This is a genomic window from Paeniglutamicibacter sp. ORCA_105 (assembly GCF_045798545.1).
GTDB lineage: Bacteria > Actinomycetota > Actinomycetes > Actinomycetales > Micrococcaceae > Paeniglutamicibacter > Paeniglutamicibacter sulfureus.
Genome location: NZ_JBIXLM010000045.1, coordinates 11,884 through 33,782 on the forward strand (window position 1 = coordinate 11,884; position 21,899 = coordinate 33,782).

Here is a 21,899-nt window from a genome sequence, read left to right on the forward strand (position 1 = left end):
ACACATATTTTTAAGACCAGCCGACAGCGCAAATGAACTGAGGGAGCTGCGCGGCACGGTAATCTTTTTTGCATGTGTGGAATCGTTGGATACGTAGGTAATGCTGGACGCGCAGCCGATCACGGGGCGCTCGATGTGATTCTTGAGGGCCTTCGGCGCCTCGAGTATCGCGGTTATGACTCGGCCGGGCTCGCCGTGGTCACCGATGCGGGCATTGACTCGCGCAAGAAGGCGGGCAAGCTCGCCAACCTTGTCGACTCCCTCGAAGCCGACCCGCTGCCGGCCTCGCTGACAGGTATCGGCCACACCCGTTGGGCTACCCACGGCGGCCCCACCGACGGAAACGCCCACCCCCACCTTGCCGATAACGGCAACCTTGCCATGATCCACAACGGCATCATCGAGAACTTCGCCGAGTTGAAGGCCAAGCTTGTCGCCGAAGGCGTCGAGTTCCTTTCCGAGACCGACACCGAGGTCGCAGCTGCGCTGCTGGGCTCGGTCTACCGCGGCGTCGGCGAAGGAAACCTCACCCGTTCAATGGAGCTGACCGCCCGCCAGCTCGAGGGTGCGTTCACCCTGTTGGCCGTGCACACCGAGCACCCCGGCGTTGTCGTTGCCGCCCGCCGCAACTCCCCGCTGGTCCTGGGCCTGGGCGACGGCGAAAACTTCCTGGGTTCGGATGTCTCCGGCTTCATCGATTTCACCCGCCGCGCGGTGGAACTCGGCCAGGACCAGATCGTCACGATCACCCCGGATACGCACAGCATCACCGATTTCCAGGGAAACCCTGCCGAGGGCAAGGAATTCCACGTCGATTGGGATGCAGCCAGCGCCGAAAAGGGCGGCTTCGCTTCCTTCATGGAAAAGGAAATCTTTGACCAGCCCGCAGCAGTGGCAGACACTCTGCTCGGCCGTTCGGACGCCTTCGGCCGCCTCACCCTTGACGAGCTGCGCATCTCCCCTGAAGAACTGGCCTCCGTCACCAAGATCGTGGTGCTGGCCTGCGGCACCTCTGCCTACGGTGGATCGGTTGCCAAGTACGCGATCGAGAACTGGTGCCGGATCCCTGTCGAGGTAGAGCTGAGCCACGAGTTCCGCTACCGCGACCCGATCGTTGACTCCAACACCCTGGTCGTCTCGATCTCGCAGTCCGGCGAAACTATGGACACCCTCATGGCCGTGCGTTACGCCAAGGAGCAGGGCGCAAAGACCCTGGCGATCTGCAACACCAATGGCTCGACCATCCCGCGCGAATCCGATGCTGTGCTCTACACGCACGCCGGACCGGAAATCGCCGTGGCCTCCACTAAGGCCTTCTTGGCACAGATCACCGCCACCTACCTGCTCGGTCTGTACCTGGGCCAGCTGCGCGGCAACCTGTTCAGCGGCCAGATCAAGGACATCCTGGCCGACCTGGGCAAGATCCCGGCCAAGATCCAGAACATCCTGGACCGCGCCGACGAAATCAAGTCACTGGCCCGCTCGATGCAGGACACCGAATCGGTGCTCTTCCTGGGCCGCCACGTTGGCTACCCGGTCGCCATGGAAGGCGCCCTGAAGCTCAAGGAAATCGCCTACATCCACGCCGAGGGCTTCGCCGCCGGCGAGCTCAAGCACGGCCCGATCGCGCTGATCGAGCAGGACAAGCCGGTCTTCGTTGTGGTTCCGTCCCCGCGTGGCCGCGATTCGCTGCACTCCAAGGTCGTTTCCAACATCCAGGAAGTGCGTGCCCGCGGCGCCAAGACCCTCGTCATCGCCGAGGAAGGCGACGAGGCAGTCCGCGACTACGCCTCGTTCGTCTTCTACGTTCCGGAGACCCCAACCCTGCTGATGCCGCTGCTGGCCACCGTGCCGCTGCAGCTCTTCGCCTGCGAACTGGCCTCGGCCAAGGGCCTGGATGTTGACCAGCCGCGCAACCTGGCCAAGTCGGTCACCGTCGAGTAGGTCCTAACCTGCGATTCACACCACCGCCAGCGGTGCCGGAGTTTCCCTGAAGAGGGAATCACCGGCACCGTTGGTTTTTAAGCAAGGAATGCTGCCTCAACCGGTTTGGTCGGCATAGATGCCTTTGAGGAATTCGGCCTGCCCCAGATGCGAGGCTGTTTCGTTGAGGACGCTGATGAGCCTGACACCGGCCGTGACCGGCGGATTCCAGCGCCTGTCAATAACGGCCGACAGGTCAGGCTCGCGCAAAGTGGCCAAGATACCTATGGTTTGTTCATGCACGTCCCGGTGGTAACCCAGCAGGTACTCGCCGTCATACATCCCAAAGTCAGCGACCTGGTCACTGCTGTGCCCAAAACCGGTATCCAGCTGGGCATAGGGCAAGTTGAAACGCGACACCCACCCCCGGGAAATCCAGCACTGCTCCGGCGCAGATCCCTCATCCAGTGCCCTGGCCAGATGTGTGAAGTGGTCGTCCTGGATCCGGGTCAGGTGCCAAAGAAGCCAAGCCATCGAATTCGAGTGGCTGCTCGCCCTAAAGCGCAGCATCCGTGGTTCGGCTTCATCCAGAAGCCGCTCGATGCCTTCTCGAACTCGGCCGAAACCGTCGCGCAAAAGCGCAATCGCACTCGGCTCGGTTTCGTCGTTTTGATCATTTCCTGTCATTGCCCAGTCTCTTCCTGTGTCTGCGTCTGTCACACGGTGACATGAAGCCTACGGCCCGCGCCCCGCATCGGGCCAGGGTGAACCCGCCCGATTCCCGTGTTGATGAGAGTCCGGCAGATTCCATGAGCGTTGGCACCGGGCGCCGCATTTGCAAGAAACAACCACAGCGGCAGATAAACTCGAAGGCATGATCGTGGGAATTGGTGTTGATGTTGTCGAGGTCTCCAGATTCAAGGCACAGCTGGAGCGGACTCCCGCGCTGCTCGAACGCCTCTTTGTACCCAAGGAACGGAACCTGCAAATGAGGTCTCTGGCAGCGCGCTTTGCCGCGAAGGAAGCCATCGCCAAGGCCCTGGGAGCCCCGGCGGGCATGAACTGGCAGCACTGTTGGATCGAGAAGGATGGCGCCGGCGACCCCTACGTGGCGCTCGACGGCTCTGTTGCCGAGGTAGCGGCAAGAAAGGGCGTGGTGCACTGGCACCTATCCATGAGCCACGACGGGGACCTGGCCACCGCCATGGTGGTTGCCGAACGGTAGTGCGGATTACCACGACTGTCTGCGCGTGGGAGCACCCCTGCAATTGAGCCCGCGGTACAACCCTGCGGCAAATACCGAGCCGAGTTGGGTATTCTGAAGTAATGATCCCCGTCTACGCTGGTTCCCACGTTCGAGAAGCCGAAGCTCCGCTGCTTCGCGATGCAAACGATTTGAGATTGATGCGCTTGGCCGCCGACGCGCTGGCCCACCAGGCAGTGCTGATGCTCAAGGAACATGCCAGACGGCTCTACGGGTCCAGGGTGGTAGCGCTCATTGGTCCGGGCAACAACGGCGGAGACGGCCTCTTCGCCCTGGCGTCCCTGGCCAAGCGCGGGGTCCGCACCACTGCGGTGCTGCTGGGCACCCACGCCCATCGGGAGGGCCTAGCCGACTTCGCACGCAACGGCGGCCGAACCGCAGCTGCCATGGACCTGAACCACCTGCTAACGGATTGCGACTTGGTCATTGACGCGGCCTACGGCACCGGGATGCGTCCGGGAGTCCAGTTGCCTTCGATTCCCCATGATTTGCCGGTGCTGGCCTGCGACTTGCCCAGCGGCGTTGACGCCGATACCGGCGCCGCGGCACCCAGCGTCATTCCGGCCGATCGCACGGTGAGCTTTGGCGCCCTGAAGACGGGTCTTGTGGTGGGATCAGGGCATTTGGTTTCCGGGACCATTCACGTCACGGATCTGGGACTCGCTAGGACCTTGCCCGAACCCGAGGCCTGGGTAGTCCAGGGAGATGACCTTGGCTTGTTGCTGAACCGACAGGCAGACTGGAAAACGGCCGGACGGCACAAGTACCAGCGCGGGGTGCTCGGTCTGCTTGCCGGCTCCGCGAAGTACCCCGGGGCCGCAGTGATCACCGCGCGGGCCGCTGTGGCCAGCGGGCTCGGCCTGCTACGCACCTTGGTCCCCGAGGGTGTGGCAACCGTGCTGACGGCCCAGGTGCCGGAGGCCGTTCCACTCGCCACCCCGGAATTTACCGCTCTGCTGGCACACAACCGCCGCAACGAGCGCGAGGGAGCCGCCCGCATTGGCGCTTGGGCCATCGGCCCGGGGCTGGAAGACACCGCGGCGACCCGCAATCACCTGTCAGTGATACTGGCGGCAAACAGCCCCTGCGTCATTGATGCTGGCGCACTGGCCATGTTGGAACCCGTTGGCCACCACCAGTTGCGAATCCTCACACCGCATGCCGGCGAACTTCACGCATTGCTGGCCAAGGCCGGGGTCAGGGTCAGCGCCCGGGACATCTCCACCGATCCCATGCGCTGGGCCCGCTGGGCGGCCGTTGCCTATGACTGCGTCATCCTGCTCAAGGGCCCGTCCACCATTTGCACCGCCCCTGACGGGTACACACTGATTGTCCATGCATCCACCCCTGATCTTGCCACAGCCGGCAGCGGTGACGTACTCACCGGCATCTTGGGGGCGCTCCTGGCCGCTGCAAACTTCCCGGCAACACCCAATGCGAGCGACATTGGGGCGCAGAGCCATCGCTTGACCGACCTTGCTGCGGCCGGAGCGCTGATCCATGCCCACACAGGTGCATTGTCAGCATACGAAGGAATGGTAAGTGCATTGGACCTGTTGCAGGAGCTTCCGCGTGCGGCGCGGGACCTGGGGCTCTAGAGACCAGGGAACCTGCAAAGTCGTCGGTGTGGGCCGAATCCGATCTTTCGATGGTGTTGCCCGGGCGGCTTCGAAGTTGCCAGGTGGTCTTGATGAGGTTGTGGTGGCCCAGGCATCTGAGCTGAGTGATTGCACTGGCCAGCACGCGTGGAAACCCGCCGTTTCGGTCTTGGTGCGTCTTCTTCTGACAAATGACGTCCCTCTCTGGACCACACTTCCGGCAGGTAGTGTGGTCGAGGGATCGTCCGCTCAGATTGATAAAGCGTCCTGACTTTGCGGTGTTCGTTAATTGCATTGGAGTCCCGCCTGAAGTGGGCCTTCGAGCACATCCGATCATAATTGTCTCGCCACCTCAGCAGCCCTTGCCCCCACTTGGATCGATCACTCTTTGATGAGACGGACCGCACCCGGAAAGCGCGAGTCGCAATTTAGGCTGGCGCGTCGATTTTGGTTGCTGCGTCGGTTTCGAGCGTGGCAATGCGTTCTCTCATGGCTTCGGCTTCTTCAGCTGCTTTCGCTAGTTCCGTGTTCTGCTGTCGGAGCAGGGCGATCTCTTCTTGCATTTCGGAGAGCAAGGCCAAGATAGCTGCGGGGTTCATAGGGGTCCCTTCCTAGGCGACTAAGTGAAGCGGAATTTTGAATATGCCGCCGGTCTGGTCGTGGACGGTGAGGTACTTAACAACCGCACCAGCCGTGGTAGTGATGTCTGCGCCACGGTTGAACCGCAGGCGGCTGGTCAAGTAGATAAGACCGGCCCCGGCACGTGCGGACAGGGTTAAGTCGCCGGCTGCGGTGTCAAGTATCATGCCGGTGGTTTGCGAGGTCATAGAGCGGAACACTGCGCGGGTGTGCGTAACGTCGTTGCGGACCTCGAAAATGCCGAAGAAGTTTGCGGCGTTCAAATGCTTGTTTGTCAACTCGAAATTGTAGGCATAGGTGCCGTCGTCAGCCTTGTTTGACAGGAGCTTGGCTGCTCCGCCGGTGCCCGTCCGGGTGCCGCCAGTCCAGACGAGCTTGGCATCCTTGTCCATGAAAAATTGGTCTCGGGCGAACCCTGCCGCTTGGTCATGGGTGCTGAGCCGCAGGAATGCACCTTGCCCCACGTAGGTCTGTGATTTGTCACGTCGACGCGCGGGGTTGTGCGCGTTCTTGAGGATCAGTGCGGTTCCGTCGCCTACGTTGTCCATCTGCATCATGGTTGAGTCGGTGTAGTGGTGCTTCACCCACCCGATGATCCCCCTTGATACGCCTTGCCCGGCGAAGTTCGCTTCATCCGCAACCCCAGCCGGGGATGAACGTTCATTGCGAAGTACCCTACGGCCTATCATGCGAGTTTCGCCGGTAATCGCGTCCGTCACATCATTTGCTTCCGACAGCAGATTGACCCGGATTCCCTCCAACGCCACAGGGAACCTGCCGTTCTTGGCGATTACAGGGGCGCCTGACAGAGCGGTAACGATGGATCCGATGCCGAAAAAGACAACGGCCCGGTTCGGTGCGATCAGTGAAGCGACCTTGTAGGTGGCGAAAGACCGAAGCCGGATGGCCGAAGCCCCCGCATCCAACAGCCCTTGCAGGACTACCGTGTCGTCAGTGCCATTCGGGGCCGGGGCCGGGACAGCCTCCGTCCCCTCCACGATCCTTGCGGAAAGCGCGGTCCGGGACGGAGATTTCAGGTCGTCAAGGAGAGATGTTGGGCTGGGTTCTTGTTCCATGGTCTGTTCTGCCGCCGGTGGTGCACCAGCTGCAACTAAAGCCGCGATGAACGGAGCTGCCAGGATCGTACGACGTGCAGTTCTAGCAGGAGTTGGGACCTGCAGTTGCATCTCAACTGAATTTGTTTTGATTCCTCGGTGTCTCATCATTGGCCACCCAGCCACTTCCCCAAAAGTGATCCCTGCGCGGCCCCAAGCCAATTCCCCAATTAACTTGGCCCGCTTCTTTGTCATGACCTTACGGCACCTCAACGGGAAGAGGGAAGAGCCCTGACCGGATGGCACCAGGACCACGCCCGTGCCACCCTCCGTCAGGCGCCGTTGCCGGCACGGCCACGCAAGGCATCGGTCGGGCGCAAGCCAAAGTACCCGTCGGATCTGCAACCCGGACTCATTCTCTGCTGGTCGGTGCTGCGGGCGCCGGACTCCAAGCTGCTGGCTGCCTCCATGGACTACCTCGCGCCGATGCTGCGCATCGACAGCGCGTGGACGTCACCGACGTGCACGCCGCACTGCTGATGCGCATGAGCGCCTCAACCATCGACCGCCGGCTGTACGGGTGCAAGCGACCAAACCCTTCCTTCGATTTGGCGCGGCCGACTAGTCTAAATGCCGTGTCGTTTGGCTGCGGGGTCTGCTGCCAACCGGTTTTCCCGCCAAAGATGTCGATGATGGCCCGGTAGCTGGTTCGGTCGGACTTGGATCCGCATGCCTGGTACTTGGAGATGGCTCGATTGACGATGCGGGGGGCAGACGCGAAGGCGTGGTTCAGGCAGCAGGTTTTGCAGGATGTCGCGGCCGTTCTTCCCGATCTGGTCGATCCTGGCGTCAATGGTCGTGTTTGCTGCCTGGATGAGGGTATTCTGGGCGGTGTCCAGGGCGATGCTGAAACTGGCCCGGTCCGCGTCGAGGCGGTCCACGGTGTTGGTGGCATCGGCCATCGCGGTGCGCAGCAGTCGGTAGGCGACCAGGAATGCCCAGGTCTCCTGTTCAAGGCCATCCACGGTGCGTGCGCGCAGGACACGTCCGCCGAGCATCGTGGATTTCAGTTCCTGGAACGAGGACTCGATTTCCCACCGCTCAAGATAACGACCGATCATCTCGGTTGCCGGGCCCTGTCGGTGGTCGGCGAGCGTGGTGGCCAGCCGGTAGTGGCTGACTTGCTTTCCAGCCTTGGCCTTGACAGTGAATTCGGCATCGATGATGCGCACCTCGGTGGGGCCGAGATGGGAGCGCTAGGATCCGTCGGGGTAGGGTTCCAGGACCGGGAGCTTGCGTCCGTTCTTGAGGCGCAACAGGAACCGGGCCCCGGTCCGGTGGATGCCGGCCAGCAGGTGTTGGGCGGCGAAATTCCAGTTCCACCCGGCTGGTCCGAGCCGCACCGATGGCCGTCGGCGCCCCTAGAGCCCGCTGGACGCCCGTGGTTGGCGGCTTTTTCGCCATGCCCCACTCGGACCGAGTCGGCTTTGGTCGGCCCGATTCGTCGCCGTTCAGGCAGGAGTGGGCATGCTGCGGCGGGCTGGCCTCATAGCTGGTGGCTACGATGGGCAGGTGGCGTCGGCAACGAGGCCGGCTTCCCTTGCGTTGGCGACTTAAACCGGAAGCGCCGTCACGTTCCGGATCTCGTGAGCGACCACGGAAATCAACGATGCCCAGCATCGCCGAATGATTTATAAACGGGAAGTCAGATCCTCATTAATGCTCGTTCTTGAATCAACTCAAACCACCCTTGTCGACGGTTTGGCACCCACCGCGGCGGCCAACGCAAGAGACAATTTCGGTGAGCAAGCCCAAGAATGCGGCGCGGGCACCTGCGATTGCCGAAATGGCCTACTTCTGGCCGACGAAACTCATCGACAAGGTTGCGGGTGCCACACGACACCATGGCTACCAGTCGGGCGTGGGGAAACCCGGCCCCGCCATGGTTACCTCGATGCTTGCTGTAGTGGGTGAGGACTGCCGTGGCATCGGGCAGGGTCAGGATCTTCCCGTCGATCGCGCAGATCAGCAGGCCGGGGAACCTCTCGCCCACCGACCCAGTGGTGGCTGCCGGGCGGCGGAGCAACTCGAAGATCTCCCGGAATGGTGCGGCACCGACCCTGCGCCGGACCTGGAACAGGGCACCGGCGGTGACCGGCTGTGCCCCGCCGGGCAGGCTGGCGCCGAGCTTGCGCCAGATGAGGGAGCATCCCAGGCTGGGGAACATGACGGAGGCCAAGAAGAAGTAGGCCACGACGCGGGTCGGCAGCGAGCGAATCCTTGCCTGGGTTTTGCCGGTGGCTTGAGGCAGGCGTTGGGTCAATTCGCCCAGGTGCCCGGCGGCAAAGCGAGCGGTGGGTGCGGTGAGAGCTTCGGGCGTGCAGAATACATGGAGCGGCGCTTTCTGGTCAGTGGATCTAGGTCGACTAACTAATTACCAGATAACGCCGCCCTTTTTGTGTCCCCGACCCGCCACGAAAGCGAAGCCTTGACCGCAAACGGGCTCCGCAAACTACACGGCATTGCGACTAGTCCCACAGGCCGTGGTCGGAGATGCCTTTGCCCCACCCGTAGGTGGCGTAGGCGCAACCGGTGGCCGCTGCCTTACCGGTCGATTCATAGATCACGAACTCGATGGTCGTGTCCGCGGCCATTATCTGGGCAGTGTAAAAGTCTGATGCCTCGCTCTGGCTGTTTGCAAGGGCCCCGACCGCGCCCGAATCAATATTGGCTGCGAGCGCCCCGGTCCCCTGCACTCTGGCCTTGATTCTCAAGCCGCCTGATCCACTCAGCTTTAATACGCCCACATCCTTGACGAATAGTGTTCGGAGGATCTTCGGTACTCGGGCGTGGGCGAAGACCATCTCACCTCCAGCCTGGACTGTGACGTTTCCACTGTTTACCGTTGACAAATACTCATAGAGGGCGGGCGCTCCGCTGGTCTGCGGAAGAGGCAGGGTCTGCCCGCCGCGTGCGATTTCCGCCCGGTAGGCCCCGTCGTTGTTGAAGCCTCGGGTACCGATCCAGAAGTCAGTACCGCCCGGCCCAATGGGGGTAACGCCAGAGTAGAGGCGTGTCGAACCGACCGTTCCCATGTCAGCAACCTTCGCCCCGCCACCCCAAATTGCGTAGAGATGTACTGAAGCGTCGAGGATCTTGTCTCTTGGGCCAATGTGGCCTTCTGAGGTTTCGTTGCCCGTGGACATCATCCACAGGGACGAGTCATCGCGGGCCTTCACTGTCCACCAGGCTTCGCCGTTCAGCCGGTAGATTGACTCGGCAACCGGGGTCGGTTTGCCTATTTCGTCACGGGGCAGCCGCCACAGTTGCCCATTTCCGGGTCGGTCTGACCCCCACGCGATGTGATCGGGGAATGACATCATGCCAATGGCGCACGCCTGCCCGTCAGGGTCGGGCATCTGCGGGTTGATGATAATCGGCTCCACGCTGGCACCGTCTGCCGTCACACGATAAATTCCCGCGCCCGGCTCGGTATCCCCCGCCATAATGCAGACCCGCCGAGATACCGGATCATAGATAGCCGAGTGCAAGTGCTTGACGCGGGCATGGTTAGTTGATTGTGACTGGCCGGGAAACGTGTAGAAAATCATGAACGACGTACCGTCATTAGTGGAGCGCCAGACACGCATATTCGGGCCACCGGGGCTAGCGTACTCGACGTAGTAGACGTATCCGGTGTTCGGGTCTTGGCACCACGACTGCGGTCCGAGAAGAATCATGCCAGGCGCCAATCCGTGCACCTGCATGAAATTAGCAGCGTCGTCGGTGGAACGCCAAATGGTCAGAGGCGCTGTGTTGTGCAGCGTAAGGATGGTGCCACTCGACAGCTTCAGGAAGCAATCTCGGTACGCTTGCTGGTTCAGAGTCTTGAATCTGCCCGACCAGTTCATTCCGCCGTCGACTGACTTGCGCATGCACATATCTCGACCAACTGCGTACACGGTGTTTCCGTCACCATATACCGGCCTGTAGCTAGAGCGAGCGTTCGGGAAAGCGCGCTTCGTGGTCAATGTTGGATTGCGCATGGGTCCAAGTACAGTGGCCCCGTTGTCAGTCTCCGCCCGATCAATCTTCGAGGCCATTGCGGCGGAAAGCGCTGCCCGGGACAGAGAATTCGGATCCGTGAGGAAAGCAGCCGTACTGGCGTCTGTGGTCGCACCGACTAGAGATTCCGGGGTGCTTGCTGATGCCGGATCTATACCTGCAGTGGCAAGAGCCGCGACGATCGAAGTCGCCAGAATCGTGCGCCGTGCCATTCCGTCAGGAGGCAATACCTGCGCTTCCTTCGCACCTGAATGTGCTTTGTTTCCTCGGTATTTGACCATGGGCCACCCAGCCACTTCCCCAAAAGTGATCTCTGTACTGAACCACGCGTCAATTCCCCAATTGACGCGGACCAGCTTCGTTGGCATTACCCTACATGACCTCACAGGGAAGAAGGAAGGGCCCCGATGCACGCTACCAAGGTCTTCCTGTTTTCGATTAGCGGCTTCGATAGTGGTTATGCCCTAGCACGGTTGATGCCTACCTTTTACCATCGTCCCCCGCAAGCTTGGACGAGCATTCGTTTCCGTGCAGGGGGCAGGCAATCCCGGCAGGTGGGCGGATACGAAGAAGGCCCGCCACCATGTGACGGGCCCATCGGTTTGGGTAGCTAAGCGAGTACTGATTCCTTTGCCTTGCGCTCGATTTGTTCGCTTTGCTTCTGCATGGACGCGGCGATTGCCAAGGCCCCGAAAAGCAATGGGAACATGGGTGGTGAACTAAATACGGCCCCAGCGATAGACTCGATCAGGAATTCGGCAAGCCACGCAACGGCCAAGACTCCCATAAACCGGTGGTAGCGGTCCACCCCTCGGCGGGCAAGCCGAAATGCGGGACGAGCCAGCATGAAAAGGCCGATGGTGTAAGCGATGGCTCCGATGAATCCGGTCTCGCCAACTATTGCCGGCCAAAACGTGTCGGATAGGAAGCCGGAGTTCTCACCGGTTCCGAGCCCATAAATCTTGTCATAGCCGAGCGCGACGTATTCCGGACTGTACTCCTGTCCGGCCAGAAATGACCCGTAGCGGGCAAACCCAACACCGAAGGGGAAAGCCAAAGCAGCCAGCTTCACCGAATCGATGTAGAAGAGCGTACGACTTGATTCTTCGGGATTAACTAAGTATTCATCGTATGTGGCCCGGACCATGCTGACGATTTCTTCACTGAAGGCGTAGGCCGCGACAGGAGCTGCCAGCACCAGGAAGGTGATGGTTATGGCTTTGCGGCCCGGCGCTGCGGCTTTGGCGGCGAGCATTCCGACGACTGCTGCGGCGAGTACTTTGCGGCGAAAGCTGAAAATAGCCCCGATGAAGGAGCCTGCCATCATGACGAGTGTGAGTGGAGATTTTCGAACGGTACTTCTATAGGCAACCAGGGCAACTGCTGCCAGCGCCATGATCGGCCCGTAGAGGCCCGGGTGTGTGAACGGCCCAATTAGGCTTGGCATCCCATAGCGGATCTGTACCCCACCGGATTCTTGGGCGAAGATCGCGTTCCAGGCCGTGGGCGCTGCGAAATTGATTGCGGTGCAGGCCAAGAGGGCCATGATGACCCAGCCGGCACTTTTGGCAAGGGGAGCGATGTCTGCTTGTTTCCAGTCCAACTGCATCATTCCGAATGCTAGGATGACACCCTTGAGCATAAGGAATCCGGATTGCGCTGCGAGCAGGGGTGCCACACCGGCGATCGCCGAGCTGATCGCTCCGAGAATGGCATAAATGAGGAACCAGCGCCCCCCTGGTAGACCGCGAATGTTCCCGGTGCCGGCTAGACGACGCAGAGTGAATAAGGAGGCGGCGAGGACGACGAACCCTTCGTCCACATAGCCGAGAACTGATATCTGTGTCAGGTGCTCGAGGGTGCCGCCGAAGAGGACGGCGAGGACACCGATCCCCGCTGCGGCCTTCTGACGGAACCAGAAGAGGCAACCACTAAGAATGGCAGCGATCCCGGCTATGGCGAGCCACGGCTCGTACGCCGCCGCCCAGGTGAGTGGGATAACGATCACCAGACAGGCGATGACGAACTTCACGTACGGGCTCCAAGCTGTTCTGGCGGTCATTTGGTCTCCGATAAGTCTACTTGGAAGATTTGCCGAAGACCGCCTCGGGTTTGTAAACGATGTGTAGCCAATCGCTGGGTACGACGCGTCTGGGCCGAAGACGATCTCCACGTAACCAGAGAAGTCCAAAACGACGACAGCCAAATTCGTTCTGACCATTTCCATCGAAGACCGCGACTCAGGTGAGAACAGCCGGAAGGATACGAGGACACCCCCCAATCGTTAGGCTGCCTAATCTCGGTCTGGTAAGAGGAACCGCCACGCACCCATCTGGCCTATGCAATCCTGCGGACGACGGGCTGAGACCAGTCGATGGTTCCGAGCCCGGCGCTGGTGTGCATGACAAGTTCCAAGCGGGTGGTGTTCGCGGGGATTTTCACTCGTCCATAGAGCACCATTTCCTTACCACCGTTATCGGTGGTCCAGAATGCTGCGGTCCTCCAGATCCCCGTCTGCGCTGATCTTGCGTCGGACATGTTCAAGTAGAACGTCCACGTCAGCGGATTGCTTTTGGCGAGTTTGACCTTGACGGCGATTTCGAATGTCTGGCCGGGCATGAACCCACTCTTCAAGACCTGACTGGTGGCGTAGGTTCCGCTCGCTGTAGTGCGTGTGAGCCGAACCCAATTCCCGTTTACTGATGGGTCTGCAATGACCCCGATCGTGCCCGACGTGCCGAGCACATTCCATGAGTCCGGACGGCCGTCTGTGTTGATATCAGCCAGCCGCGGGTTGACAAGCTGGTTGCCCACGTCCCCCATCTCCCCGGCGAGGATGACCGGGGACTGCGGCTTCCAATAAGATGCAAGTGTGGATGCAATTATGCCCCCGGCGCGCATTGCCCCTTCGGCGCTGAAGTGCAAGGCGTCGCGGTTCATGCCCGCCGCCCAATTTCCCGCGCCGTTCGACAACGGGGTGTAGATGTCCACGTAGGGAATTCCGCGCTTCGCCGCTTCCGCGGCCTGCAACGTGTTCCAGTCCTTGGTCTTCTGCATCACGGTGTCACTCGAAGTGATCGGGGGGACGGAGACGATGGCCAGCGCTATGCCGTGCCCGGTGATCTTGTCCCAGATCTTCCGCGTCGTTGCGAGCATCGCACCGAGTGAGTACAGCGAGCTGGTGATATTGTTCGTGCCCCCCATGAAAATAACCCGGTCGGGGCGCTTGGACAACACCTCCGCGTGAAGCCGGGCCAGCATATTCTCAAGCTTGTCCCCGCCCACACCAGCGTTATCAAGGCGGGCGATGACCTGCCCGGATAGGACGCAAGCTTGCTCGAAGGGCGAAGTTTGCACCGCCGGGGTTTTAGTGCCGAACGTGTCGTCGGTATTTGAATCCCCGAGTCCAATGGTCCAGTTTCCGTTGAGCCGATGCGCGAAAACCTGCACCGCTGCGAACGCTTCCGAGGTGGCGAAGCCGGAGATGAGAGCTTCGTTTGCGGGGCTCCCTTCCGTGCTCACCTGGTCAGCAATTGTAGTGGTCAGCGCGGTTCGGGACAGTGACCTCGGGCCCGCAAGGAGAGCAGCTATCTCGGCGTCTGTTGGCGCGCCGCCTATAACTTCCCCGGCCGTGGAAGGTTTCACCGTTTTTCCTACCGCCGACGGTGCACCAGCAGCGGCAAAAGCCGCGATCATCGGAGCTGCCAGTATTGTGCGACGTGCCGTCCTAGCGGGAGCTAGGACTTGCGGTTCCATCTCGCTCGAATGTGCTTTGTTTCCTGGGTGTTTCGTCATTAGCCAGCCACTTCCCCAAAAGTGTTCCCTATGCGGTACCGAGCCAATTCCCCAATTAACGCGGGCCGCTTCTTTGGCATCACCTTACGGTACCGAAATGGGAAGAGGAAGAGCCCGCATGAGCGTTACCGGGAGCTGTGATTTTCGGCAGATGGTTGCGGAGTAGGGTTGTCATCATGGGAATTGTTGAGAAGCTTGTTTATCGCCGCCGCTCGAAGTTGGCGCGTGCCGTTCTGTCGTTCATGTTTGGCATTGATTGCCCGGCCGAAGTGCGCGTAGGAGAGGGCTTGACGCTTGTCCACCGTGGACGCGGGACGGTCATCTACCCGCTCACCACACTCGGAAAAAACGTGCGCATCTACCATCAGGTGACGCTTGGACGGAAGGACGCGCATCTGCCCATCGAGCAGTCCAAGATGGAGCGCCTAGTTATCGGTGACGATGTGGTGATCTTCCCTGGAGCGAAGGTGCTTGGCGGGGACGGAACGACCAGCATTGGCAACGGCACGATTATCGCCGCCAATGCTGTCCTGATGTCCTCAACGGGCCCAAACGAGATTTGGGCTGGAATTCCCGCCCGCAGGGTCGGGCTGCGCACGGACTAGATGAACGGCTGATCTTGCTCGCCGCGTTAGTTGGTGGGTCGCCGCGTTGCGTCCGTCAATGATGCGCCTGGTAGCGACCAATTCCTCGAGGTCCGCCGGGACCAGTGCCCTAAATTCGGCCCACTCGGTGAGCAGCAACACCAGGTCTGCATCCTTCACGGCCTCGGGCAGGTCGTTGGCGTACTGCAGCCGCGGGAAGCGCTCGGCCGCGTTCTTGTTGCCTTTGGGGTCATAGACCAACACGTCGGCGCCGGCGTTGAACAGCCGGACGGCAATATCCAGCGCCGGGGAATCGCGCACGTCGTCGGAGTCGGGCTTGAAGGTGACTCCAAGAACCGCGATGCGGGCACCCACCAATTTGTCGTTGAGCATCGTCTGGGCCAGGCGGACCACGCGTTCGCGGCGGCGCAGGTTGATCTCGTCGACCTCGGCGAGGAAACCCATGGTGTGGGTCAGGCCCAGCTCGCTCGTGAGGGCCTGCAGCGCACGGATGTCCTTGGGCAGGCAACCTCCACCGAAGCCCACGCCGGCGTTGAGGAACTTGCGCCCGATCCTCGCGTCATGGCCCAGCGCATCGGCCAGCACCGTGATGTCCCCGCCAATGGTCTCGGTGACCTCGGCAAAGGAATTGATGAAGGAAATATTGGTGGCCAGGAATGCGTTGGCGGCCACCTTGACCAGTACGACTGTCTCGGAGTCCGTGACGATCCAGCGGTCTGGACATGCCACGCCGCGCAATGAGTGGAAGTCGCGGATTGCCGGGAAGCATTTCAGGTGAAATGCTGTTAATCTTGACCAATTTTCGATCGAATTAATGTAACAAATGACCTAAAATCGTGGAGGTGGAAAGATGGCGGTAATAACTACGCAACCTCCCCTCCCGTTCGCACCCGTGGCCAACTCGAAATCCATTGGCGAAGCCGTGTCCATGACCGAAAATGAGGATGGCGGTCAGGTCTTTATCTACGGCACCCTGAGCTATGTATGGGATGCCCAGGACGAAGCCATGCGCCGCATGGTCGCGGTGCGGCTCTGGCAGCTCAAAGCAGCAGCCGTCGCAGAGATCGCCACCGCATTCGGCATCCAGGAAGACACGCTCTGGAGGTGGAACCGAGCCCTGAAGGGCCAGGGAATCACCGCATTGATCAGCCAGAAACGCGGACCCACGGGCGGTTCCAAGCTCACCGACGAGCTCATCACCCGCATACACCAGCTAAAAAAGGACCAGCCTGGCCAATACGCGCATCGGCCAACAAGTCGGCGTATCGGAATCCAGTGTCCGCCGCGCACTAACCCTGATCGCCGCCACCGACGAGGCACCGGAACCGATCCAAGGGCTCATGCCCGCACCCCCGGCGCAACCCCTCACGGAACCGGTCCTGGCTGTTCAGGAGGAACTGCCCCTTCTCCCGGCCCCGATCGATCGCACCATCGAACGCCTAGCGGTTTCGGTGAACAAGACCGAACTCACCGGCGTCGCCCCGGTCTTCGCACCGGCCGCACGCGTCCCCCTCGCGGGCATGTTCTTCGCCTTGCCTGCCTTGGAAACCACCTCACTGCTCACCAGCGCCGCGACGACCTTCACTGATCTGTCCCGCAGGTTCTACGGCCTGAACACCTTCCTGCTCGAGGGCGTGCTGCGGACTTTGGTCGGGGAACCACGCGCCGAAGGCGCCACCCGTCTGGACCCGACCGCGTTCGGCAGGATCATGGGAATAGACCGCGCCCCGGAGGTCAAGACGATCCGCCGGCAACACCACGATCTGGTGGATACCGGCAAGATCCCGGAGCTGATGTCGTTGATCGCCTTCACCCGCTTTGAAGCCTTGAAAACCTCGGACACCGAATGCCTCGCGGTCCTTTATTTTGACGGGCCTACCCGCGCCTACGAAGGCAAGAAGAAGATCGCGAAGATCCACTCCACCCGGATGAAGATGGCCGTCCCAGCCACGGAGTAAACCTGGGTGTCCGCCGCCAACGGGGATCCACTATTCATGGTCATGGCCGAGCCCAGTGCTTCCCTGGTTTCGGAGCTGAAGAAACTCGTCCCTGAGTTGCGGAAGATGATTGGGGATGAGCGGCGGATGCTGGTCGGTTTTGACCGCGGCAGCTGGTCCCCAACGCTCTTCGCCCATATGCATGCGCAGGGTTTGACGTGCTCACCTGGCGCAAGGGCACCACCCCGGATCTCAAGGAATCCTTCTTCTCTCCGGTCACCCACATTGATGACCATGGCACCAAGTACACGTGGGATCAGGTGGCAGATACCGAGGTCGAGGTGCTGCTGAACGCCAAGACCGGCGAAACGATGTGGATGCGGCAGGTCTCCCAAATCGTTCCCCTCACCAAAGGTGAGGGAACTCGCCAGATCCATATCCTCACCACCCTCGATACCCAGAAAACTATGGATACCGCTGAAGTCGTTTATCGCATGGCGGCACGGTGGAGGCAAGAGAACTACTTCCGATTCGGACGTGAGCGCTTCGCCCCGGACGCCCATGATTCCTAGCTGAGCATGGAGGATGATCCGCTGCGTTTGGTGCCGAATCCGGCCAAGGCGAAAGCGAAGCTGGTACTGCAGAACGCTCGGGCGCAGCGCGATGCTGTCGATAACACAGTGACCGCCACGTTGCTGACGCTGAACACTCCGGAGCCCGGCACCGCAGGCATCACGATCACCAACCAGATGCATAACGACATCAATGCACCCCTGATCAAGGCCGAGAACGCGGTGATCGCTGCCGAGGATGCGTATCAGCAGCTGGAAGCGCGCGTGCCCCTGGGTGAAGCTCGTCCCGGTGCCCAGGTGTTGGATACGGAGATGAAGCGGTTCGCTCACATCATCCGCATGGCCGCGTTCAATAATGCAGTGACCTTGGCTCGGGAGATTCGGATCAATACCGGCTACAAGCGGGCAGGCCGGGAGGCGCACAATCTGGTGCGAAAGATATTCACGCAACCGGGCGATATCGACCCGACCGCTCCTGGGTATTTGACGATCACGTTGGATCCGATGCCGACCAAGCGGGAAACCGTTGCGGTGCAGGAACTATGTGTGAGCCTCACCGAGACCCAAACCCGGTACCCGGGCACCGATCTGATCCTGCGTTATGGCATCAAGGAACGACTCTGAGGTGAGCTGAATTAACTCGGGTCAAACCATCGATGTCCAGACCCCTGGAGCCCGGAACCACAAACGCCAGGATCCCCTACAACTCGGGGATCCTGGCGTTCCGTTCAACGCAACTTCTCTAAAGTGCAGCCGCGAAATCCTTCAGCCAAGGAACGAGGCCTGGTCCAATGTCTTTGCGCTCGGCAGCAAGCGAAATGACTGCTTGAATGTAGCTCAGTTTATCTCCTGTATCGTAACGACGCCCGCGGAAGACTACAGCGTGGACACCGGACCCCTCTCCGTCTGAGACGGCCAACGTTTCCAGTGCGTCAGTGAGCTGAATCTCCCCACCGCGCCCGGGTGCTGTTTCCTCTAGAACGGAGAACACGCGAGGGTGGATCACATAGCGGCCAATGACAGCCAGATTCGACGGAGCGTCCTCGACTGAAGGTTTTTCGACCAATCCGTTAACCCTCACATAGTCCTCACCTTCTACGGCACTGACATCGGCACAACCGTATGCACTAATCTGCAACGGGTCGACTTCCATAAGGGCAATGACCGATCCACCGGTCTTCATCTGGACATCAATCATGACGGACAGGAGTTCGTCGCGTTCATCGATGAGATCATCACCAAGTAGAACGGCAAACGCCTCATTGCCTACGTGCTGTTTCGCACATAGAACTGCATGTCCGAGCCCTTTTGGATCCCGCTGGCGGATGTAATGGATTTCACCAAGCTCGGTAGCTTCTTGAATGCGACGCAACTTCTCCGTATCGCCTTTGGCTTCGAGCGTTGATTCAATAAAAGGAACACGATCAAAATGGTCTTCAAGAGCTCGTTTGTTGCGCCCAGTGATCATCAATACATCGGTGAGCCCCGCATTCGAAGCCTCCGCAACAACGTACTGGATGGCCGGTTGGTCAACTACTGGGAGCATTTCCTTGGGCATTGCTTTGGTGGCTGGAAGAAAGCGGGTTCCGAGACCGGCAGCCGGGATAACAGCCTTAATTACACGCGTACTTGATTTCATTTCTAGATTTTACATCATGAAATGTGCAATTGTAAAAACGTTGGAACCATATTTTATTACGCTTTTCATCGGTAATAAAACTCCAATCCAACGTGACCACGGCGCCGTCTTAGATGCAGAGCGGGTCTCCGAGGTCCAGAGGATTGCCGTCGACCGTTAGTGACGCCTCGAGGCAGAACTGCTGCCTTGTCCCCGGCGGGATGACCAGCGCTGTCAACGCCGTGGATGTGTCCTGGACCTCGACCCACTGGGCCAGTTCGGATTCCGGATCGCCCTTCGGATAGAACTCGGCTTTCATGCCATTGCCGAACGCGCGACCATCATTGCGCAACACCCGGCCCCACATCGCCTTGCAGTCGTGCGAGAACACGATCTCCACCTGGGTGTCCCGCGCCCGGCGTTCGGAGGCAACGACGATCCCGTCCTTCGTACAGGGGGTGTCCAACACGTTGCTGCCGGTCGCCGCTGGACGGGTGTCCCCGCCGTCGTTCGCGGCGAGCGTTCTGGTCGCTACGTGCCCGGCGGTAATTCCGGCGAGCAGCACACCGGTCAGGACAAGGGCCATCTTTCGGGAGAGAAGCCTCCGCGTCCGACCGTGCCCTGGAACTAGCCCAAAACCGCCAGCCTGCTTGGGTGCCTCAACTTGGCCACTGTGCTGGTCGCCGGACTCGTTGTGGTGACCAGCCAGCTCGTTGGCCGCGCCGGAAGCATGATCTCGATCAGGGTTTCCCGTCCCGGGCTCCGAAACCTGCCCGGCAGAGTGCAAGGGAACCAGTCCGTCCGTTGCCTCCAGCCGCAACAAACTGTCGCGTTCGATCAGGAGCGGTTCCGGGTCGCGGTCCAGACCCGCCATGATCCCCAGCACCGTGCGGGCACTGGGAATCCGCACACCCCTCATCGCGTCACTGACCGCGCTCTTGGAGATCCCGCCGCGGTTGGCAATGTTTTGGTACGTCGGCAGGCCGGCGAGCTCGAGCTCCTCGCGCAGCAACCGGCCGAAGCGTTCGGCACCAGATTCGTTGCTTTTGCCCGCAGTAGCTGCGGGACTCCCCAATTCATCCATGATGATTAACTTCCCCCCTGTCACAGGACGTTTCATCCCATGACTATCCAAACCCTAATACGTCCAACGTCGGTTAGGAAAACCGGTGTGGAAAATGAAGTAGGGCGGGACGATTCCCCCTATGGAGTATCGTCCCGCCCTGTCTTCAGGAATTGGCGTTTAGCCGCGGTGTGTGCCCACGTACGCCTTCCTGCGGTAAAGCACAAACCCACCCAGGATCAACGCGATCGCCGCGGCACCGAGAGGAATGATTGCCGCCCCGGTGCTCGCCAGCGAACCTTCGCTGTCCCCGGGCGCCGCCGGGTCGACCGTGGACTCGGTCGGCGCAGCTGATTCGGTGCTGGATTCGGAACCCTCAGTAGCAGTGGGTTCCGTGGGGCCCTCCGTGGAGGTTGCATCCGGAGATTCTTCAACCGACGGGTCGGTTGAAGAGGCCATGATGGAGATGCGGTCCCAGCCCACCAGGGAGCCGTCTTCCAGGAAGACGGCAATCCGGTGATTGCCCACGAGTCCGGCCGGCAGCGCCACGGACACGATGCCGCCGGCACCCACCGTTTCGTTGCCCAGCAGGACCGGCTTGGAGAACGCATAGACATTCACCTTCTGGCCCTCGTCGGCGCCGGTAACCACGATCTCGATCCGGTCACCCGCCTTCGCGTTCCCCGGAACCGTAATACCGATCCCGGCTTCCCCTACGAGGTCTACCTCGTTCGGTTCAATCGGGCTCTCGCCCTCACCGGGCGTTGGTTCCTCAGTCGGCTCCACAGTCGTAGTCGGTTCCTCAGTCGGCTTGTCTGACGGAGTCGGCTGCTCAGTCGGCTTGTCCGACGGAGTCGGCTCTTCGGTCGGCTGCTCAGTCGGCTTGTCCGACGGAGTCGGCTCTTCGGTCGGCTCCTCAGTCGGTTCCGCGGAAGGCACCGGTGTCGGAGTCGGCTCTTCGGTCGGTTCCGCGGAAGGCTCCGATGTCGGAGTCGGCTCCTCAGTCGGTTTGTCTAACGGAGTCGGCTCCTCAGTCGGTTTGTCTGACGGAGTCGGCTCCTCAGTCGGCTCCTCGGAAGGCTCCGGTGTCGGAGTCGGCTCCTCGGAAGGCTCCGGTGTCGGAGTCGGCTCCTCGGTCGGTTCCTCGGAAGGCACCGGTGTCGGAGTAGGCTTCGGTTCCTCGGGCGGAGCCGGCATGGTCATGATCCGCCCGGCTTTCGACACCGTGGACCCGACTGCGTTGTGTGCGGTGACCAACACACCGTACTCGTCTGCAGGAGCCAGACCGTCAACGGTCACCGTGGTTTCGGTGACGATATCGATGGTGTGGAACGGCGTGCCGCCATGCCACACCTGAACGGTGTAGCCGGTGATCGGTGATCCACCGTCGTTAGGAGCAGCCCAGTTGACCACGGCATTCTCGTGGGTGGCGCTGGTCCAGACGAACCAGATCTTGGCGGGCGCGGTGGCCGGCGCCGTGATGGTGCGGAACACCTTCTCCGCGGCGACCGAACCGCCGACCGCGTTGCGCGCGACGACCGTCACGGTGTATTCCGTCCCGGCTTCAAGTTCCTCGAATGTCGCCGAGAGCTCCGATTCGGTGGAAACCGAATCCAGCGCTGTGTCACCGAGGCTGAGGTTGACGGTGTAGCCGGTGATGGCCGAACCGCCGTCGTGCGGGGCCTTCCACTTCACCGTCGCGGATTCATGCGTCGCCTCGACCGTGATCTCCGAGACCGCGGCAGGAGCCGTGGCCGGTTCAGCC

Annotated in this window: 20 protein-coding genes and 1 pseudogene; 8 read left to right on the top strand and 13 right to left on the bottom strand. The window is 60.9% G+C overall.

Translation table 11 applies throughout. The features are described 5' to 3' along the window. The first annotated feature begins 72 nt into the window (after positions 1 to 72). Positions 73 to 1,944, top strand: a complete 1,872-nt coding sequence (gene glmS, locus ACIPUB_RS17340) for a glutamine--fructose-6-phosphate transaminase (isomerizing) (RefSeq protein WP_407608509.1) — start codon at positions 73 to 75, stop codon at positions 1,942 to 1,944. A 96-nt stretch (positions 1,945 to 2,040) separates the two neighbouring features. Here glmS and ACIPUB_RS17345 read toward each other — a convergent pair whose 3' ends face one another. Beyond that, positions 2,041 to 2,610, bottom strand: coding sequence for a mycothiol transferase (locus ACIPUB_RS17345; RefSeq protein WP_407608510.1), 570 nt, complete (start codon positions 2,608 to 2,610; stop codon positions 2,041 to 2,043). 187 nt (positions 2,611 to 2,797) lie between these two features. On the opposite strand from ACIPUB_RS17345, the gene ACIPUB_RS17350 reads away from it, so the two are divergent. Continuing rightward, positions 2,798 to 3,148: a holo-ACP synthase gene (locus tag ACIPUB_RS17350; protein WP_407608511.1), complete on the top strand. Its 351-nt coding sequence runs from the start codon at positions 2,798 to 2,800 to the stop codon at positions 3,146 to 3,148. A gap of 101 nt (positions 3,149 to 3,249) precedes the next feature. Beyond that, the gene (locus ACIPUB_RS17355) at positions 3,250 to 4,785 is read left to right on the top strand and encodes an NAD(P)H-hydrate dehydratase (protein ID WP_407608512.1); all 1,536 of its coding nucleotides are present in this window, start codon (positions 3,250 to 3,252) and stop codon (positions 4,783 to 4,785) included. A 428-nt stretch (positions 4,786 to 5,213) separates the two neighbouring features. Here the strand turns inward: ACIPUB_RS17355 and ACIPUB_RS17360 are convergent, their stop codons facing one another. Both ACIPUB_RS17360 and ACIPUB_RS17365 read right to left on the bottom strand, forming a co-directional pair. Then, on the bottom strand, positions 5,214 to 5,384 hold the full coding sequence (locus ACIPUB_RS17360; protein ID WP_407608513.1) for a hypothetical protein: 171 nt from the start codon (positions 5,382 to 5,384) through the stop codon (positions 5,214 to 5,216). A gap of 12 nt (positions 5,385 to 5,396) precedes the next feature. After that, positions 5,397 to 6,611 (bottom strand): hypothetical protein, encoded by a 1,215-nt coding sequence (locus ACIPUB_RS17365; protein ID WP_407608514.1) that lies wholly within the window; start codon positions 6,609 to 6,611, stop codon positions 5,397 to 5,399. Positions 6,612 to 6,821: 210 nt separating this feature from the next. On the opposite strand from ACIPUB_RS17365, the gene ACIPUB_RS17370 reads away from it, so the two are divergent. Next, entirely contained in the window at positions 6,822 to 7,019 is a 198-nt protein-coding gene (locus ACIPUB_RS17370; RefSeq protein ID WP_407608515.1) for a hypothetical protein, read from the top strand. A gap of 86 nt (positions 7,020 to 7,105) precedes the next feature. On the opposite strand, the gene ACIPUB_RS17375 is transcribed toward ACIPUB_RS17370, so the two are convergent. From ACIPUB_RS17375 to ACIPUB_RS17400, 6 genes are all read right to left on the bottom strand, one after another. After that, positions 7,106 to 7,711: a transposase gene (locus tag ACIPUB_RS17375; protein ID WP_407608516.1), complete on the bottom strand. Its 606-nt coding sequence runs from the start codon at positions 7,709 to 7,711 to the stop codon at positions 7,106 to 7,108. Positions 7,712 to 7,735: 24 nt separating this feature from the next. Continuing rightward, complete coding sequence (locus ACIPUB_RS17380) at positions 7,736 to 7,882, bottom strand: hypothetical protein (protein WP_407608517.1); 147 nt, start codon at positions 7,880 to 7,882, stop codon at positions 7,736 to 7,738. A 302-nt stretch (positions 7,883 to 8,184) separates the two neighbouring features. Beyond that, positions 8,185 to 8,802 (bottom strand): transposase domain-containing protein, encoded by a 618-nt coding sequence (locus ACIPUB_RS17385; protein ID WP_407608518.1) that lies wholly within the window; start codon positions 8,800 to 8,802, stop codon positions 8,185 to 8,187. Positions 8,803 to 9,007: 205 nt separating this feature from the next. Continuing rightward, positions 9,008 to 10,912: a hypothetical protein gene (locus ACIPUB_RS17390; RefSeq protein ID WP_407608519.1), complete on the bottom strand. Its 1,905-nt coding sequence runs from the start codon at positions 10,910 to 10,912 to the stop codon at positions 9,008 to 9,010. Positions 10,913 to 11,154: 242 nt separating this feature from the next. Further along, positions 11,155 to 12,576: a hypothetical protein gene (locus ACIPUB_RS17395; protein WP_407608520.1), complete on the bottom strand. Its 1,422-nt coding sequence runs from the start codon at positions 12,574 to 12,576 to the stop codon at positions 11,155 to 11,157. 305 nt (positions 12,577 to 12,881) lie between these two features. Then, a complete protein-coding gene (locus tag ACIPUB_RS17400) occupies positions 12,882 to 14,240 on the bottom strand; it encodes an SGNH/GDSL hydrolase family protein (protein ID WP_407608521.1) in 1,359 nt (452 codons plus the stop codon). 275 nt (positions 14,241 to 14,515) lie between these two features. Between ACIPUB_RS17400 and ACIPUB_RS17405 the strand changes: the two genes are divergently transcribed. After that, a complete protein-coding gene (locus tag ACIPUB_RS17405) occupies positions 14,516 to 14,944 on the top strand; it encodes a hypothetical protein (RefSeq protein WP_407608522.1) in 429 nt (142 codons plus the stop codon). Here the strand turns inward: ACIPUB_RS17405 and ACIPUB_RS17410 are convergent. Further along, positions 14,879 to 15,652 (bottom strand): annotated as a pseudogene (locus ACIPUB_RS17410) (nucleotide sugar dehydrogenase); the annotation flags it as partial. The gene ACIPUB_RS17405 and the pseudogene ACIPUB_RS17410 overlap by 66 nt on opposite strands. A 632-nt stretch (positions 15,653 to 16,284) precedes the next feature. Here ACIPUB_RS17410 and ACIPUB_RS17415 point away from each other — a divergent pair. The 3 genes from ACIPUB_RS17415 (at position 16,285) to ACIPUB_RS17425 (ending at position 18,077) form a co-directional block, all read left to right on the top strand. Beyond that, the gene (locus tag ACIPUB_RS17415) at positions 16,285 to 16,902 is read left to right on the top strand and encodes a putative transposase (RefSeq protein ID WP_407608523.1); all 618 of its coding nucleotides are present in this window, start codon (positions 16,285 to 16,287) and stop codon (positions 16,900 to 16,902) included. Positions 16,903 to 17,099: 197 nt separating this feature from the next. Then, positions 17,100 to 17,453, top strand: coding sequence for a hypothetical protein (locus ACIPUB_RS17420; RefSeq protein ID WP_407608524.1), 354 nt, complete (start codon positions 17,100 to 17,102; stop codon positions 17,451 to 17,453). A 6-nt stretch (positions 17,454 to 17,459) separates the two neighbouring features. Then, positions 17,460 to 18,077, top strand: a complete 618-nt coding sequence (locus tag ACIPUB_RS17425; protein ID WP_407608525.1) for a putative transposase — start codon at positions 17,460 to 17,462, stop codon at positions 18,075 to 18,077. A gap of 118 nt (positions 18,078 to 18,195) precedes the next feature. Here ACIPUB_RS17425 and galU read toward each other — a convergent pair whose 3' ends face one another. The 3 genes from galU to ACIPUB_RS17440 all read right to left on the bottom strand — a co-directional run. Beyond that, the gene (gene galU / locus ACIPUB_RS17430) at positions 18,196 to 19,092 is read right to left on the bottom strand and encodes a UTP--glucose-1-phosphate uridylyltransferase GalU (RefSeq protein WP_407608526.1); all 897 of its coding nucleotides are present in this window, start codon (positions 19,090 to 19,092) and stop codon (positions 18,196 to 18,198) included. Positions 19,093 to 19,201: 109 nt separating this feature from the next. Next, entirely contained in the window at positions 19,202 to 20,191 is a 990-nt protein-coding gene (locus ACIPUB_RS17435; RefSeq protein WP_407608527.1) for a helix-turn-helix domain-containing protein, read from the bottom strand. Positions 20,192 to 20,314: 123 nt separating this feature from the next. Beyond that, positions 20,315 to 21,899 (bottom strand): fibronectin type III domain-containing protein (locus tag ACIPUB_RS17440; RefSeq protein ID WP_407608528.1); only part of this gene is annotated, 1,585 nt, incomplete at its 5' end.

Bases quoted from the DNA above. Each gene is read 5' to 3' on its own strand.
- glmS (WP_407608509.1), top strand. From the start codon at position 73: ATGTGTGGAATCGTTGGATACGTAGGTAATGCTGGACGCGCAGCCGAT.
- ACIPUB_RS17345 (WP_407608510.1), bottom strand. From the start codon at position 2,610: ATGACAGGAAATGATCAAAACGACGAAACCGAGCCGAGTGCGATTGCG.
- ACIPUB_RS17350 (WP_407608511.1), top strand. From the start codon at position 2,798: ATGATCGTGGGAATTGGTGTTGATGTTGTCGAGGTCTCCAGATTCAAG.
- ACIPUB_RS17355 (WP_407608512.1), top strand. From the start codon at position 3,250: ATGATCCCCGTCTACGCTGGTTCCCACGTTCGAGAAGCCGAAGCTCCG.
- ACIPUB_RS17360 (WP_407608513.1), bottom strand. From the start codon at position 5,384: ATGAACCCCGCAGCTATCTTGGCCTTGCTCTCCGAAATGCAAGAAGAG.
- ACIPUB_RS17365 (WP_407608514.1), bottom strand. From the start codon at position 6,611: ATGCAACTGCAGGTCCCAACTCCTGCTAGAACTGCACGTCGTACGATC.
- ACIPUB_RS17390 (WP_407608519.1), bottom strand. From the start codon at position 10,912: ATGCCAACGAAGCTGGTCCGCGTCAATTGGGGAATTGACGCGTGGTTC.
- ACIPUB_RS17400 (WP_407608521.1), bottom strand. From the start codon at position 14,240: ATGATCGCGGCTTTTGCCGCTGCTGGTGCACCGTCGGCGGTAGGAAAA.
- ACIPUB_RS17405 (WP_407608522.1), top strand. From the start codon at position 14,516: ATGGGAATTGTTGAGAAGCTTGTTTATCGCCGCCGCTCGAAGTTGGCG.
- ACIPUB_RS17415 (WP_407608523.1), top strand. From the start codon at position 16,285: ATGCCCGCACCCCCGGCGCAACCCCTCACGGAACCGGTCCTGGCTGTT.
- ACIPUB_RS17425 (WP_407608525.1), top strand. From the start codon at position 17,460: ATGGAGGATGATCCGCTGCGTTTGGTGCCGAATCCGGCCAAGGCGAAA.
- galU (WP_407608526.1), bottom strand. From the start codon at position 19,092: ATGAAATCAAGTACGCGTGTAATTAAGGCTGTTATCCCGGCTGCCGGT.
- ACIPUB_RS17435 (WP_407608527.1), bottom strand. From the start codon at position 20,191: ATGAAACGTCCTGTGACAGGGGGGAAGTTAATCATCATGGATGAATTG.